The sequence below is a fragment of the Staphylococcus epidermidis genome (assembly GCF_006742205.1).
GTDB classification, from domain to species: Bacteria; Bacillota; Bacilli; order Staphylococcales; family Staphylococcaceae; genus Staphylococcus; species Staphylococcus epidermidis.
In genome coordinates this window covers 970724-985171 of the sequence record NZ_AP019721.1, presented here as the reverse complement: position 1 = coordinate 985171, position 14448 = coordinate 970724, and the positions used below count along the sequence as shown (strand labels likewise).

The window sequence follows — 14448 nt, the reverse complement described above, 5'->3', positions numbered from 1 at the left end:
TAGATTTTCAGATATAGTATAAAAAAATACCCGAGACATTGAATGTCTCGGGTATTTTTATACTATCTAAACTTAATAAATATATTCATTAAGTTATTCAAATTTCAACTTTTACCTTAAAAAAAGTAAAGAGTTTGTTACATATCATATACTGATTCCTAATATAATAATTAAAATTAATCTTTTGAGATTTCAAATTTATATATTTCATCACTGTATGTACTTAATACTTTTTTACAAATTTTGTGTACAATAAAGGCACCTGCAAATGGTATCACGAAATATCCAATAATTAATAAAATAATATTCATAGATGGATTTCCCGACATACGGTTTAATGCATTGATGGGACCAACCAATCCAGTATAACCAAAGCCAGCAGATAGTGCAGTCCCTTTAATTTTTAAAATATAAGCAATTATACCACATATGACTCCATTAATTGTCAATGGTATGGCTATAATTAAATGCTTTAAGTACACAGGAATCATCATTTTAGCAGCACCTATGAGTAATACCACGTTAACTCCAAGAGAATTAACTCTTAAAGATCCAAATAAAAAGGTTACACAAGCTGCAACTATTCCCATATTTGCAGCACCACTTCCTAAACCAGTAAGGTTAATTGCTGTTGCTATAGCAACTAACGAGATTGGAGTTACCATTAATAAAGAAAATGTTACACAAATTAATATAGACATTAATAATGGATTTAATTCTGTAAACCTGTTTACTAATTTTCCTAGTGACTGCGTAATAACTTGAACGTAAGGTAATGTTAATAACCCTATTAATCCACTAATTACAGGAACTAAAACGGGTAAAATAATCATTTCTAAGGAACCTAATTTCCCCTCTAAAAACATATAAATGAAACACGCTAATATAACTACTAAAATTACATTTATAATATCTCCAATTCCTTTTAATTCAATTGTTTGTCCATTATAGTGTACAGCTCCAGAACCTAGCATTGCTGAAATACCAATAATTGCAGCACCTGTACCTTTAAATTTAAATTGGTGCGCAGCAAGAACCCCTATAATAAAAGCCATAAAAGATTGTATGATTGTTACTAGCTGAAAAATCGTTTCTAGTACATGATTACCTTCTTTGAAGAATTTTAATAATTCACCTAATAAGGCATTAGGTAACAGTGCAATAACTACCCCTGCTCCTACTGCATTCAAAATGTTGTTAAAAAATCGCTTTCCATTTATTTGCGAATGACTCATGTTAAACCTCCATTTAAAACATTAAATTAATCGTATTATAGAAACGAAATATAAACAATCATTTAATATCAAATTTCATGTCAATAATTAAAGAAATTTGAGCATTTATACTTAATAGGGATAATATTTAGCATTTACTTATTTGATAAAAAAACATCCAAGGTTAAATTATATATTTAACCTTGGACGCATATGTTATATATATTTTATAAAAACTAAATTTAATTACTGAATATTTATATCAGGTATATTGTTTCTTAGGAATTGTTGAACGAAATCATTAATATAAACACTGCTATTGTATTTATTATCTACGCCACCATAATGTATTCCAATAACTTGATTTTTACCATTAAATACTGGAGATCCAGAGTTTCCACCTACAGTACTTAGGTCATATCTTAATTCCTCGCCACCAATATAGACAACTTTACCTACACTTTCCCACATTGTGGCTAATGGTTTGTCACCAGGGTAACCAGTAACAGTGATGTTTTCATTAATTCTAGTGTCTGTATTGCTACTTATAGTTGCAGGTTTAACTACTTGACCAATATGTTGATTATGTTCGTTTGGTGACACTCTTAAGATTGCTAAATCACTATTACCAGGATACGGTATGATTTCTTGACCCACAAATTTGCCATTAGGATAATCATTTTCATTTTTAGCTGAAGGATGGACACTAATATTTCTTGGATTACCCTTAGCTCCATTAACAACGTGTTTATTAGTTAATATTTCATTTTCACCTACAACAACACCTGAACCACTCATATATCCACCATCTATTGGTATATAAATAAAACTAACAGCATCATAATGACCTTGTGTAGTATTAAAAATTTGATGTCTATTATTATTAGGTAATATTACACTTGGGTAACTTTTATTTTGACTTGGTTTGATATTATGACTCGAACTATTAATATCTAAAACATTTTTGTTTTCTGTGCCAAGTGAGGAATGATTATGGCTTTCTGTATCGGTTTTTGCATAAGAAGTATTTACCATTGTAGTAGTTGCTAACGCTGCAATTGTCATTGTACATATAGATAAAAATCTCTTTTTCATATGATAACCTCCAAAAATTATAAAATTTATTTTTTTAATAACAGCTGTTACAATTAAATTATATATATAAACTGATAAAATATGTGATTAAATGCCTAAATGTTAAAATAAAAACCCTATCTGTTTACATTATATTAAATATTATATTTATTTTTTAAAATATTTTTTATAAGAATTTGGACACAATTATTAGTAACTTACTCATTAATAAAATTTTTGAGACTATCAAATGATAAATAACAATTAGCGCTCAAATAAATAAAAAAAGAGTGAAAACATTAAATTTACAATGGTTTCACTCTAAAAATATAAATGTATACCGGTGGTCGGGATCGAACCGACACTCCAATAAAGGAACGGGATTTTGAGTCCCGCGCGTCTGCCAATTCCGCCACACCGGCTCAATATATAAACAAAAAACTTCCCAATGGAAGTGAATAATGGAGCGGAAGATAGGATTTACACCTATATCTCATTCCGGGAAGGAATGTGTTCTGAGAGTTGAACTACTCCCGCATATTTAAAATTGGAGCGGAAGATAGGATTTGCACCTATATCTCATTCCGGGAAGGAATGTGTTCTGAGAGTTGAACTACTCCCGCATAATATTAAAATTTGGAGCGGAAGATAGGATTTACACCTATATCTCATTCCGGGAAGGAATGTGTTCTAAGAGTTGAACTACTCCCGCATAATAACCTGGAGGCGGCAACCGGATTTGAACCGGTGATAAAGGTTTTGCAGACCTCTGCCTTACCACTTGGCTATGCCGCCAATAACTGGGCTAGCTGGATTCGAACCAGCGCATGACGGAGTCAAAGTCCGTTGCCTTACCGCTTGGCTATAGCCCATTAATATAAAGGGCGGTTGAAGGGAATCGAACCCTCGAGTGTCGGAACCACAATCCGATGCGTTAACCACTTCGCCACAACCGCCATGGCAGGGGCAGTAGGAATCGAACCCACATCAAAGGTTTTGGAGACCTCTATTCTACCGTTGAACTATGCCCCTATATAAGATGGTGGAGGGGGGCAGATTCGAACTGCCGAACCCGAAGGAGCGGATTTACAGTCCGCCGCGTTTAGCCACTTCGCTACCCCTCCAAAATGGTGCCGGCCAGAGGACTTGAACCCCCAACCTACTGATTACAAGTCAGTTGCTCTACCAATTGAGCTAGGCCGGCTATAGGTATGGTTCAGGACAGAATCGAACTGCCGACACATGGAGCTTCAATCCATTGCTCTACCAACTGAGCTACTGAACCAAAATAAGAAATCGTAATGACACCTCTTTGAAAACTGAGTCATGTATGTTCTAAAAAACAATATGCATATCAACTGTTTCATCACGAAACCCATATCAATAATATTGCGGGAGGCGGATTTGAACCACCGACCTTCGGGTTATGAGCCCGACGAGCTACCGAACTGCTCCATCCCGCGCTAATAATTAATGGCGGAGGAAGAGGGATTCGAACCCCCGCGGCCCGTTAAGGCCCTGTCGGTTTTCAAGACCGATCCCTTCAGCCGGACTTGGGTATTCCTCCACAAATTATAGGTAAATAACTATTAAAATTTAATAAATGGCGGTCCCGACGGGAATCGAACCCGCGATCTCCTGCGTGACAGGCAGGCGTGTTAACCGCTACACTACGGGACCATTAAAACGGAGGAAGAGGGATTCGAACCCCCGCGAGCCGTTAAGCTCCTGTCGGTTTTCAAGACCGATCCCTTCAGCCGGACTTGGGTATTCCTCCAAAATTATATGGACCTTGCAGGACTCGAACCTGCGACCGAACGGTTATGAGCCGTTAGCTCTAACCAACTGAGCTAAAGGTCCTGAATATAATTATACAACTAATAGTAGTGGCGGTGGAGGGGATCGAACCCCCGACCTCACGGGTATGAACCGTACGCTCTAGCCAGCTGAGCTACACCGCCGTTATGTAGTTTGTAAATTAATATTGGTGGAGACTAGCGGGATCGAACCGCTGACCTCCTGCGTGCAAAGCAGGCGCTCTCCCAGCTGAGCTAAGCCCCCAAAATTTATTTTACTATCGGGAAGACAGGATTCGAACCTACGACCCCTTGGTCCCAAACCAAGTGCTCTACCAAGCTGAGCTACTTCCCGTAAAATAAGCGCGCCCGATAGGAGTCGAACCCATAACCTCTTGATCCGTAGTCAAACGCTCTATCCAGTTGAGCTACGGGCGCAAATATTAAAGATGGTGCCGAGGACCGGAATCGAACCGGTACGGTGATCTCTCACCGCAGGATTTTAAGTCCTGTGCGTCTGCCAGTTCCGCCACCCCGGCAATATCATTAATGGAGCGGAAGACGGGATTCGAACCCGCGACCCCCACCTTGGCAAGGTGGTGTTCTACCACTGAACTACTTCCGCGAATGCGGGTGAAGGGAGTCGAACCCCCACGCCGTAAAGGCGCTAGATCCTAAGTCTAGTGCGTCTGCCAATTCCGCCACACCCGCTATTTAAATGGTGAGCCATAGAGGATTCGAACCTCTGACCCTCTGATTAAAAGTCAGATGCTCTACCAACTGAGCTAATGGCTCAAAAGATGGTGCCGGCCAGAGGACTTGAACCCCCAACCTACTGATTACAAGTCAGTTGCTCTACCAGTTGAGCTAGGCCGGCTATAAATGGTGGAGAATGACGGGTTCGAACCGCCGACCCTCTGCTTGTAAGGCAGATGCTCTCCCAACTGAGCTAATTCTCCAAGATATTTTGCCTGGCAACGTCCTACTCTAGCGGAACGTCAGTCCGACTACCATCGGCGCTAAGGAGCTTAACTTCTGTGTTCGGCATGGGAACAGGTGTGACCTCCTTGCCATTGTCACCAGACAAATGAATGATTATACATTCAAAACTAGATAGTAAGTAAGATTTTGCGTCGCAAAACGTTTTTTAAAAATTGATTAAGTCTTCGATCGATTAGTATTCGTCAGCTCCACGTGTCACCACGCTTCCACCTCGAACCTATTAACCTCGTCATCTTCGAGGGATCTTATAACCGAAGTTGGGAAATCTCATCTTGAGGGGGGCTTCATGCTTAGATGCTTTCAGCACTTATCCCGTCCATACATAGCTACCCAGCTATGCCGTTGGCACGACAACTGGTACACCAGAGGTATGTCCATCCCGGTCCTCTCGTACTAAGGACAGCTCCTCTCAAATTTCCTACGCCCACGACGGATAGGGACCGAACTGTCTCACGACGTTCTGAACCCAGCTCGCGTACCGCTTTAATGGGCGAACAGCCCAACCCTTGGGACCGACTACAGCCCCAGGATGCGATGAGCCGACATCGAGGTGCCAAACCTCCCCGTCGATGTGAACTCTTGGGGGAGATAAGCCTGTTATCCCCGGGGTAGCTTTTATCCGTTGAGCGATGGCCCTTCCATGCGGAACCACCGGATCACTAAGTCCGTCTTTCGACCCTGCTCGACTTGTAGGTCTCGCAGTCAAGCTCCCTTATGCCTTTACACTCTATGAATGATTTCCAACCATTCTGAGGGAACCTTTGAGCGCCTCCGTTACCTTTTAGGAGGCGACCGCCCCAGTCAAACTGCCCGCCTGACACTGTCTCCCACCACGATAAGTGGTGCGGGTTAGAAAGCCAACACAGCTAGGGTAGTATCCCACCAACGCCTCCACGTAAGCTAGCGCTCACGTTTCAAAGGCTCCTACCTATCCTGTACAAGCTGTGCCGAATTTCAATATCAGGCTACAGTAAAGCTCCACGGGGTCTTTCCGTCCTGTCGCGGGTAACCTGCATCTTCACAGGTACTATGATTTCACCGAGTCTCTCGTTGAGACAGTGCCCAAATCGTTACGCCTTTCGTGCGGGTCGGAACTTACCCGACAAGGAATTTCGCTACCTTAGGACCGTTATAGTTACGGCCGCCGTTTACTGGGGCTTCGATTCGTAGCTTCGCAGAAGCTAACCACTCCTCTTAACCTTCCAGCACCGGGCAGGCGTCAGCCCCTATACATCACCTTACGGTTTAGCAGAGACCTGTGTTTTTGATAAACAGTCGCTTGGGCCTATTCACTGCGGCTCTTCTGGGCGTGAACCCTAAAGAGCACCCCTTCTCCCGAAGTTACGGGGTCATTTTGCCGAGTTCCTTAACGAGAGTTCGCTCGCTCACCTTAGAATTCTCATCTTGACTACCTGTGTCGGTTTGCGGTACGGGCACCTGTTATCTATCTAGAGGCTTTTCTCGGCAGTGTGAAATCAACGACTCGAGGAAACAATTTCCTCTCCCCATCACAGCTCAGCCTTATGAGTGCCGGATTTGCCTAACACTCAGCCTTACTGCTTGGACGTGCACTCCAACAGCACGCTTCGCCTATCCTACTGCGTCCCCCCATCGATTAAAACGATACTAGGTGGTACAGGAATATCAACCTGTTATCCATCGCCTACGCCTGTCGGCCTCAGCTTAGGACCCGACTAACCCAGAGCGGACGAGCCTTCCTCTGGAAACCTTAGTCAATCGGTGGACGGGATTCTCACCCGTCTTTCGCTACTCACACCGGCATTCTCACTTCTAAGCGCTCCACATGTCCTTGCGATCATGCTTCGACGCCCTTAGAACGCTCTCCTACCATTGTCCAAAGGACAATCCACAGCTTCGGTAATATGTTTAGCCCCGGTACATTTTCGGCGCAGTGTCACTCGACTAGTGAGCTATTACGCACTCTTTAAATGATGGCTGCTTCTAAGCCAACATCCTAGTTGTCTGGGCAACGCCACATCCTTTTCCACTTAACATATATTTTGGGACCTTAGCTGGTGGTCTGGGCTGTTTCCCTTTCGAACACGGACCTTATCACCCATGTTCTGACTCCCAAGTTAAATTAATTGGCATTCGGAGTTTGTCTGAATTCGGTAACCCGAGAGGGGCCCCTCGTCCAAACAGTGCTCTACCTCCAATAATCATCACTTGAGGCTAGCCCTAAAGCTATTTCGGAGAGAACCAGCTATCTCCAAGTTCGATTGGAATTTCTCCGCTACCCTCAGTTCATCCGCTCACTTTTCAACGTAAGTCGGTTCGGTCCTCCATTCAGTGTTACCTGAACTTCAACCTGACCAAGGGTAGATCACCTGGTTTCGGGTCTACGACCAAATACTCAACGCCCTATTCAGACTCGCTTTCGCTGCGGCTCCACATTTGCTGCTTAACCTTGCATCAGATCGTAACTCGCCGGTTCATTCTACAAAAGGCACGCCATCACCCATTAACGGGCTCTGACTACTTGTAAGCACACGGTTTCAAGTTCTCTTTCACTCCCCTTCCGGGGTACTTTTCACCTTTCCCTCACGGTACTGGTTCACTATCGGTCACTAGAGAGTATTTAGCCTTAGGAGATGGTCCTCCCAGATTCCGACGGAATTTCACGTGCTCCGTCGTACTCAGGATCCACTCAAGAGAGAATATGTTTTCGACTACAGGATTATTACCTTCTTTGATTCATCTTTCCAGATGATTCGTCTAACATGTTCTTTTGTAACTCCGTATAGAGTGTCCTACAACCCCAACAAGCAAGCTTGTTGGTTTGGGCTCTTCCCGTTTCGCTCGCCGCTACTCAGGGAATCGATTTTTCTTTCTCTTCCTCCGGGTACTAAGATGTTTCAGTTCTCCGGGTCTGCCTTCTGACATGCTATGAATTCACATGTCGATAACATGACATAACTCATGTTGGGTTCCCCCATTCGGAAATCTCTGGATCAACGCTTACTTACAGCTACCCAAAGCATATCGTCGTTAGTAACGTCCTTCATCGGCTTCTAGTGCCAAGGCATCCACCGTGCGCCCTTAATAACTTAATCTATGTTTCCACCATATTTTGAATTGTTATTCAAAATAAATAGCTAAAACTAGTTATTAATCTTGTGAGTGTTCTTTCGAACACTAGCGATTATTTATGAATTCAAGCTTATTTAAAACTCTATTCACTCGGTTTTGCTTGGTAAAATCTTACTTACTTATCCAGTTTTCAATGTACAAAATATAATGGTGGAGACTAGCGGGATCGAACCGCTGACCTCCTGCGTGCAAAGCAGGCGCTCTCCCAGCTGAGCTAAGCCCCCTAAGGTTTTAAATTATTGAATGGTGGGCCTAAGTGGACTCGAACCACCGACCTCACGCTTATCAGGCGTGCGCTCTAACCAGCTGAGCTATAGGCCCATTAAAACTTGAATGCTAATAAACATTCAAAACTGAATACAATATGTCACGTCATCCCTCATCTTCGTAGAAGATGTTCCGAATATATCCTTAGAAAGGAGGTGATCCAGCCGCACCTTCCGATACGGCTACCTTGTTACGACTTCACCCCAATCATTTGTCCCACCTTCGACGGCTAGCTCCAAATGGTTACTCCACCGGCTTCGGGTGTTACAAACTCTCGTGGTGTGACGGGCGGTGTGTACAAGACCCGGGAACGTATTCACCGTAGCATGCTGATCTACGATTACTAGCGATTCCAGCTTCATATAGTCGAGTTGCAGACTACAATCCGAACTGAGAACAACTTTATGGGATTTGCTTGACCTCGCGGTTTCGCTACCCTTTGTATTGTCCATTGTAGCACGTGTGTAGCCCAAATCATAAGGGGCATGATGATTTGACGTCATCCCCACCTTCCTCCGGTTTGTCACCGGCAGTCAACTTAGAGTGCCCAACTTAATGATGGCAACTAAGCTTAAGGGTTGCGCTCGTTGCGGGACTTAACCCAACATCTCACGACACGAGCTGACGACAACCATGCACCACCTGTCACTCTGTCCCCCGAAGGGGAAAACTCTATCTCTAGAGGGGTCAGAGGATGTCAAGATTTGGTAAGGTTCTTCGCGTTGCTTCGAATTAAACCACATGCTCCACCGCTTGTGCGGGTCCCCGTCAATTCCTTTGAGTTTCAACCTTGCGGTCGTACTCCCCAGGCGGAGTGCTTAATGCGTTAGCTGCAGCACTAAGGGGCGGAAACCCCCTAACACTTAGCACTCATCGTTTACGGCGTGGACTACCAGGGTATCTAATCCTGTTTGATCCCCACGCTTTCGCACATCAGCGTCAGTTACAGACCAGAAAGTCGCCTTCGCCACTGGTGTTCCTCCATATCTCTGCGCATTTCACCGCTACACATGGAATTCCACTTTCCTCTTCTGCACTCAAGTTTTCCAGTTTCCAATGACCCTCCACGGTTGAGCCGTGGGCTTTCACATCAGACTTAAAAAACCGCCTACGCGCGCTTTACGCCCAATAATTCCGGATAACGCTTGCCACCTACGTATTACCGCGGCTGCTGGCACGTAGTTAGCCGTGGCTTTCTGATTAGGTACCGTCAAGACGTGCATAGTTACTTACACATTTGTTCTTCCCTAATAACAGAGTTTTACGATCCGAAGACCTTCATCACTCACGCGGCGTTGCTCCGTCAGGCTTTCGCCCATTGCGGAAGATTCCCTACTGCTGCCTCCCGTAGGAGTCTGGACCGTGTCTCAGTTCCAGTGTGGCCGATCACCCTCTCAGGTCGGCTACGCATCGTTGCCTTGGTAAGCCGTTACCTTACCAACTAGCTAATGCGGCGCGGATCCATCTATAAGTGACAGCAAAACCGTCTTTCACTATTGAACCATGCGGTTCAATATATTATCCGGTATTAGCTCCGGTTTCCCGAAGTTATCCCAGTCTTATAGGTAGGTTATCCACGTGTTACTCACCCGTCCGCCGCTAACGTCAGAGGAGCAAGCTCCTCATCTGTTCGCTCGACTTGCATGTATTAGGCACGCCGCCAGCGTTCATCCTGAGCCAGGATCAAACTCTCCATAAAAAATTATGATGTTTGATTAGCTCATAAATACTAAATAGTTTGTAACGTTTCGTTACTGTTTATTGGAATTAACGTTGACATATTGTCATTCAGTTTTCAATGTTCTTTAACACTTACAATACATTATTGTAACAAACAGAATTTATTAAGTCAAGAATTAATTTGTATTTCATTTCTTGTCATTTCTTAATTAATTCAACAAATAACATTTTATAATGTAATGATTTTAATTTCAATAGTCAAAATTACACTTTATTAACTAAATTTTAAAGTTCTTAACTTTTTCTTTTCAATTAATTAATCTGCTTTTGACGACTTTTATATAGTATCAAGATATAAACGTAACGTCAATATTTATTATCGATTTTTTAAGTTAAAATTTACTTAATGAGTGAATATATATCTACATATAGTACATTATATTTATATAGTGTAAATACTTTCGTTTTGTACATCTGCAAAACGAAGTCATATGTAAAAAGAAAGAGGCTGTACAAATTATTACAGCCCCTACTACTTATATACGATTATTTATATGAAATTGCTAAACAGTCATACTATTTCATCATTACTTTATCTCAATAAAACTTCATAAGAGTATCAATAATGACTAAATTTTTATTTTGCTTCTATTCTACGACCTTACTTTCTTCAATTTCCTTCTTCTTTACATTCTTTACATACTCCATATATTTCCATCCGATGATGAGTAACATCAAAATCTGTTACATGTTGAGCTAATTGCTCTACTTCATCTAATTGTGGATAATGGAAGTCAACGATTTTACCACATTTTTCACATATAATATGGTAGTGATTATGTGTATTAAAATCAAACCTACTAGATGAATCACCATATGTTAACTCTTTGACTATACCAATATCTTTAAAAACTCTTAGATTATTATAGATAGTAGCAACACTTATATTAGGAAATTTAGGTGAAAGTGCTTGATATATTTCATCTGCTGTTGGATGTGAATGTGAAGATATAAGATAACGCATAATTGCTTGTCTTTGGGGTGTAATGCGAACGCCCGCTTTTCTTAATGAAGCAATTGACTCTTCAAGTTCATGATCAATAGATTCAAGTTCCGCACTCACTTATTTCACCATCTTTCTAAATAATAATTATTATTACTTAATATTAATATAACTGTTGCTATAAATAAATGTCAATAAATACTTGCTGTTTTCAATTAGTAACCATAATCTAAGTCTACTTTATTCTCAATTACATCATAATTATTGAGAAAATGCTCAAGATTCTTTTTGAAAATGTCCGTAGCTTCTCTATTATTATTAGAATCATTACCTGTAATATGAGCAGTTATGGTCACATTATCTAAATCATATAAAGGATTGTCCTTACTAAGTGGTTCTTTTTCAAAAACATCTAAATAAGCATGTCTGATTAATCGATCTTTGAGTACATTGATGAGCACTTCCTCATCAACAATTGTTCCTCTTCCTACATTTATAAATAAGGCATTATTGTCCATTTGTATGAAATCTTTTCTTTTTAATAAGTAAATTGTTTCTTCTGTTTCAGGTAATGCATTAACAATAATATTTGCCTTTTCAATAACATCATCTAACTCTTCAATTGTATAAACTTCATCAAATTGTTCAACATTTTTTCCTGACTTACTAACCCCTATTACTTTCATTCCAAAAGCTTTGGCTAAATAAGCAGCCCTTTGTGCAATCGCACCAGTTCCCAAGAATAATAAAGTCTCTTCGTTTAATCTTTTACCAGTAATTCTGGAGTCATAATTTTTTTCTAATTGATTTCTATAGGAAGTTTTCATCTTTTTATAATCATGCAAAATGAATGTCATTATATATTCAGACACTTGTTTAGCTTGTATACCTTTACCATTTGTTAGAATGATATCTCGCTCTTTAATATAATTTAACGGTAAATTATTTACACCTGTTGCAAACCATCCAATCCATTTAAGGTTGATACAATGTTCAATAAAGGTACGATCTATTTTGCCATCATAACCTATTAAAATGTCCATAGTTTTTCTATCATTAATAGGGATATTTATAGCTTTGTCATAAAATTTAAATTCTTCGTTTGGAAATTGTTTTCTTAATTCATTTTCTATTTCATTTAATCTATTTAAGCTAACAATTTTCAAAATTAACCCTCCAGAATATTTTTTATTGTTTCAATTTGTGTTTTTACCTTTACCTTTTCAATCACATCAATAATGTTACCATTTTCATCGAGAATAAATGTTGTTCTTACAATCCCCATATTCTCCTTGCCAAATGATTTTTTCAATTGGTAAACCCCAACTTTATTAGCAAGTTGATAATCTTTATCTACGAATAAGTCAAAATTCAATTGGTGTTTTTTTATAAAATTTTGATGTTTCTTTTTAGAATCTGCGCTTATGCCATATATATCTACATCAAGTTGATTAAAATCTTCAATGTGATCTCTAAATTCACAAGCTTCAGTAGTACACGTTGGTGTATTATCTCTTGGATAAAAATAAAGAATCGTTTTACGACCTTTAATTGTTTCATTTGAAATAAAATTGCCATCTTGATTTTCTAAAGAAAAAGAGGGAAATTGTTCACCTTTACTAATCATATACTCACCTATTTCTTAAATGTGTTGATTTTATGATACGATATTAATTGAAAATATTAAATAAAAAGAGGTTGATAGATATGAAATTTACTGAAAGCGAACGTCTTCAGCAACTTTCTAATGAATATATTTTGGGAGGTGTGAATTCACCTTCAAGGTCGTATAAAGCAGTAGGTGGTGGGGCACCAGTAGTAATGAAAGAAGGTCATGGCGCTTACTTATATGATGTAGATGGTAATAAATATATCGACTATCTACAAGCTTATGGTCCAATAATAACTGGTCATGCACACCCACATATCACCGAAGCTATCCAAGATCAAGCAGCAAAAGGCGTACTTTATGGTACCCCTACTGAATTAGAAATAAATTTCTCAAAAAAACTTAGAGAAGCAGTTCCTTCTTTAGAAAAGATTCGTTTCGTGAACTCTGGTACTGAAGCAGTTATGACAACAATTAGAGTTGCTCGTGCTTATACTAAAAGAAACAAAATCATTAAGTTTGCAGGCTCTTATCATGGTCATTCTGATTTAGTTTTAGTGGCAGCTGGAAGTGGACCTTCTCAACTTGGTTCTCCAGATTCTGCTGGTGTCCCCCAAAGTGTTGCACAAGAGGTTATTACAGTACCGTTTAATGATATAGAATCATATAGAGAAGCTATTGATTATTGGAAAGACGACATTGCTGCAGTATTAGTAGAGCCGATTGTGGGTAATTTTGGGATGGTCATGCCACAACCAGGTTTCTTAGAAGAAGTAAATAAAATTTCTCATGATAATGGAACATTAGTTATCTATGATGAAGTTATCACTGCTTTTCGTTTCCATTATGGTGCAGCTCAAGATTTATTAGGTGTTAAACCAGACCTCACTGCTTTTGGTAAGATTGTTGGCGGTGGTTTACCAATTGGAGGCTATGGTGGTCGACAAGATATTATGGAGCACGTTGCACCATTAGGTCCAGCTTATCAAGCAGGAACAATGGCCGGTAACCCGTTATCTATGAGAGCAGGTATTGCTTTATTAGAGGTACTTGAACAAGAAGGTGTTTATGATAAACTTGATCAATTAGGTCGTCGTCTTGAAGAAGGGTTACAAAAATTAATAGATAAGCATCATATTACAGCAACAATAAATCGAATCTATGGCTCACTGACATTGTATTTCACAAATGAAAAAGTTACACATTATGAACAAGTTGAAAACTCTGATGGAGATGCTTTCGCTCAATTCTTTAAATTAATGTTGAACCAAGGCATTAATCTCGCGCCTTCTAAATTTGAAGCATGGTTCTTAACTACAGAACATACTGAAGAAGATATCGATCGCACACTAGAAGCAGCTGATTATGCATTTAGTAAAATGAAATAACCTACAGTATGAGAACTTGACACATTAACTATGTGTTCAAGTTCTTTTTATGTTCAATTATGGATTAACTGTTGAAAATTTAATGGAAATTTACGTTTTCACTTTTCCAAAGCAAAATTTATTATAGTTCATAAAATTTAATAGCTTTTAAAGTACAAAATAAAACTATTTGCTTAATTTCTTAACATTTTGCATCTAAAAACCAAATTGCGTATAGATAAACTTGATTATTTAAGTTCAGGGGTGTATAACAATAATGAATGAGAGTATTATTTTTACTCAAAATAATTAAAAGGAGCATTTA

Annotated in this window: 6 protein-coding genes, 28 tRNA genes and 3 rRNA genes; 1 reads left to right on the top strand and 36 read right to left on the bottom strand. The window is 39.8% G+C overall.

Annotated elements, in window-relative coordinates; genetic code table 11:
* Positions 1-176: 176 nt before the first annotated feature.
* From FNL83_RS04950 to bcp, 36 genes are all read right to left on the bottom strand, one after another.
* Positions 177-1235, bottom strand: coding sequence for a PTS sugar transporter subunit IIC (locus FNL83_RS04950; protein ID WP_002456347.1), 1059 nt, complete (start codon positions 1233-1235; stop codon positions 177-179).
* Between the two features lie 225 nt (positions 1236-1460).
* Positions 1461-2309, bottom strand: a complete 849-nt coding sequence (locus FNL83_RS04945; protein ID WP_001829860.1) for a trypsin-like serine peptidase — start codon at positions 2307-2309, stop codon at positions 1461-1463.
* Between the two features lie 317 nt (positions 2310-2626).
* Positions 2627-2710: transfer RNA gene (locus tag FNL83_RS04940), tRNA-Leu, on the bottom strand.
* A 40-nt stretch (positions 2711-2750) separates the two neighbouring features.
* A tRNA-Gly gene (locus tag FNL83_RS12050) sits at positions 2751-2825 on the bottom strand.
* 11 nt (positions 2826-2836) lie between these two features.
* Positions 2837-2911: transfer RNA gene (locus FNL83_RS04935), tRNA-Gly, on the bottom strand.
* Between the two features lie 14 nt (positions 2912-2925).
* Positions 2926-3000 (bottom strand) — tRNA-Gly (locus FNL83_RS12045).
* Between the two features lie 9 nt (positions 3001-3009).
* Positions 3010-3083: transfer RNA gene (locus FNL83_RS04930), tRNA-Cys, on the bottom strand.
* Positions 3084-3088: 5 nt separating this feature from the next.
* Positions 3089-3160 (bottom strand) — tRNA-Gln (locus tag FNL83_RS04925).
* 11 nt (positions 3161-3171) lie between these two features.
* Positions 3172-3244, bottom strand: a tRNA-His gene (locus tag FNL83_RS04920).
* Positions 3245-3246: 2 nt separating this feature from the next.
* Positions 3247-3320 (bottom strand) — tRNA-Trp (locus FNL83_RS04915).
* Positions 3321-3328: 8 nt separating this feature from the next.
* A tRNA-Tyr gene (locus FNL83_RS04910) sits at positions 3329-3412 on the bottom strand.
* Positions 3413-3416: 4 nt separating this feature from the next.
* Positions 3417-3492: transfer RNA gene (locus FNL83_RS04905), tRNA-Thr, on the bottom strand.
* Positions 3493-3500: 8 nt separating this feature from the next.
* Positions 3501-3573: transfer RNA gene (locus tag FNL83_RS04900), tRNA-Phe, on the bottom strand.
* A gap of 104 nt (positions 3574-3677) precedes the next feature.
* Positions 3678-3751, bottom strand: a tRNA-Met gene (locus FNL83_RS04895).
* Between the two features lie 11 nt (positions 3752-3762).
* A tRNA-Ser gene (locus FNL83_RS04890) sits at positions 3763-3855 on the bottom strand.
* A gap of 37 nt (positions 3856-3892) precedes the next feature.
* Positions 3893-3968, bottom strand: a tRNA-Asp gene (locus FNL83_RS04885).
* 7 nt (positions 3969-3975) lie between these two features.
* Positions 3976-4065 (bottom strand) — tRNA-Ser (locus FNL83_RS04880).
* Positions 4066-4074: 9 nt separating this feature from the next.
* Positions 4075-4148: transfer RNA gene (locus tag FNL83_RS04875), tRNA-Ile, on the bottom strand.
* A 27-nt stretch (positions 4149-4175) separates the two neighbouring features.
* A tRNA-Met gene (locus tag FNL83_RS04870) sits at positions 4176-4249 on the bottom strand.
* 24 nt (positions 4250-4273) lie between these two features.
* Positions 4274-4349, bottom strand: a tRNA-Ala gene (locus FNL83_RS04865).
* A 16-nt stretch (positions 4350-4365) separates the two neighbouring features.
* A tRNA-Pro gene (locus FNL83_RS04860) sits at positions 4366-4439 on the bottom strand.
* A gap of 9 nt (positions 4440-4448) precedes the next feature.
* Positions 4449-4522, bottom strand: a tRNA-Arg gene (locus FNL83_RS04855).
* A gap of 12 nt (positions 4523-4534) precedes the next feature.
* Positions 4535-4623: transfer RNA gene (locus tag FNL83_RS04850), tRNA-Leu, on the bottom strand.
* 11 nt (positions 4624-4634) lie between these two features.
* Positions 4635-4709, bottom strand: a tRNA-Gly gene (locus tag FNL83_RS04845).
* 3 nt (positions 4710-4712) lie between these two features.
* Positions 4713-4795: transfer RNA gene (locus FNL83_RS04840), tRNA-Leu, on the bottom strand.
* An 8-nt stretch (positions 4796-4803) separates the two neighbouring features.
* Positions 4804-4879: transfer RNA gene (locus FNL83_RS04835), tRNA-Lys, on the bottom strand.
* A gap of 6 nt (positions 4880-4885) precedes the next feature.
* Positions 4886-4961: transfer RNA gene (locus FNL83_RS04830), tRNA-Thr, on the bottom strand.
* 6 nt (positions 4962-4967) lie between these two features.
* Positions 4968-5043, bottom strand: a tRNA-Val gene (locus FNL83_RS04825).
* 10 nt (positions 5044-5053) lie between these two features.
* Positions 5054-5168 (bottom strand): 5S ribosomal RNA (rrf, locus tag FNL83_RS04820).
* 70 nt (positions 5169-5238) lie between these two features.
* Positions 5239-8160 (bottom strand): 23S ribosomal RNA (locus FNL83_RS04815).
* A 185-nt stretch (positions 8161-8345) separates the two neighbouring features.
* Positions 8346-8421 (bottom strand) — tRNA-Ala (locus FNL83_RS04810).
* A gap of 20 nt (positions 8422-8441) precedes the next feature.
* Positions 8442-8518 (bottom strand) — tRNA-Ile (locus FNL83_RS04805).
* A gap of 94 nt (positions 8519-8612) precedes the next feature.
* A 16S ribosomal RNA gene (locus tag FNL83_RS04800) occupies positions 8613-10163 on the bottom strand.
* Together the 16S, 23S and 5S rRNA genes with 28 tRNA genes alongside form the textbook arrangement of a ribosomal RNA operon.
* 651 nt (positions 10164-10814) lie before the next feature.
* Positions 10815-11267: a peroxide-responsive transcriptional repressor PerR gene (gene perR / locus FNL83_RS04795; protein ID WP_001830391.1), complete on the bottom strand. Its 453-nt coding sequence runs from the start codon at positions 11265-11267 to the stop codon at positions 10815-10817.
* Between the two features lie 95 nt (positions 11268-11362).
* Positions 11363-12313: a phosphoglycerate dehydrogenase gene (locus tag FNL83_RS04790; protein ID WP_002457099.1), complete on the bottom strand. Its 951-nt coding sequence runs from the start codon at positions 12311-12313 to the stop codon at positions 11363-11365.
* Between the two features lie 2 nt (positions 12314-12315).
* Positions 12316-12774 (bottom strand): thioredoxin-dependent thiol peroxidase, encoded by a 459-nt coding sequence (bcp, locus tag FNL83_RS04785; protein ID WP_142191175.1) that lies wholly within the window; start codon positions 12772-12774, stop codon positions 12316-12318.
* An 80-nt stretch (positions 12775-12854) separates the two neighbouring features.
* Here bcp and FNL83_RS04780 point away from each other — a divergent pair, with 80 nt between their 5' ends.
* Positions 12855-14144: a glutamate-1-semialdehyde 2,1-aminomutase gene (locus FNL83_RS04780; RefSeq protein WP_001830429.1), complete on the top strand. Its 1290-nt coding sequence runs from the start codon at positions 12855-12857 to the stop codon at positions 14142-14144.
* Positions 14145-14448 lie beyond the last annotated feature (304 nt).

Coding starts and splice junctions, on each gene's coding strand:
- bcp (WP_142191175.1), bottom strand. CDS start 12,774: ATGATTAGTAAAGGTGAACAATTTCCCTCTTTTTCTTTAGAAAATCAA.
- FNL83_RS04780 (WP_001830429.1), top strand. CDS start 12,855: ATGAAATTTACTGAAAGCGAACGTCTTCAGCAACTTTCTAATGAATAT.
- FNL83_RS04945 (WP_001829860.1), bottom strand. CDS start 2,309: ATGAAAAAGAGATTTTTATCTATATGTACAATGACAATTGCAGCGTTA.
- FNL83_RS04950 (WP_002456347.1), bottom strand. CDS start 1,235: ATGAGTCATTCGCAAATAAATGGAAAGCGATTTTTTAACAACATTTTG.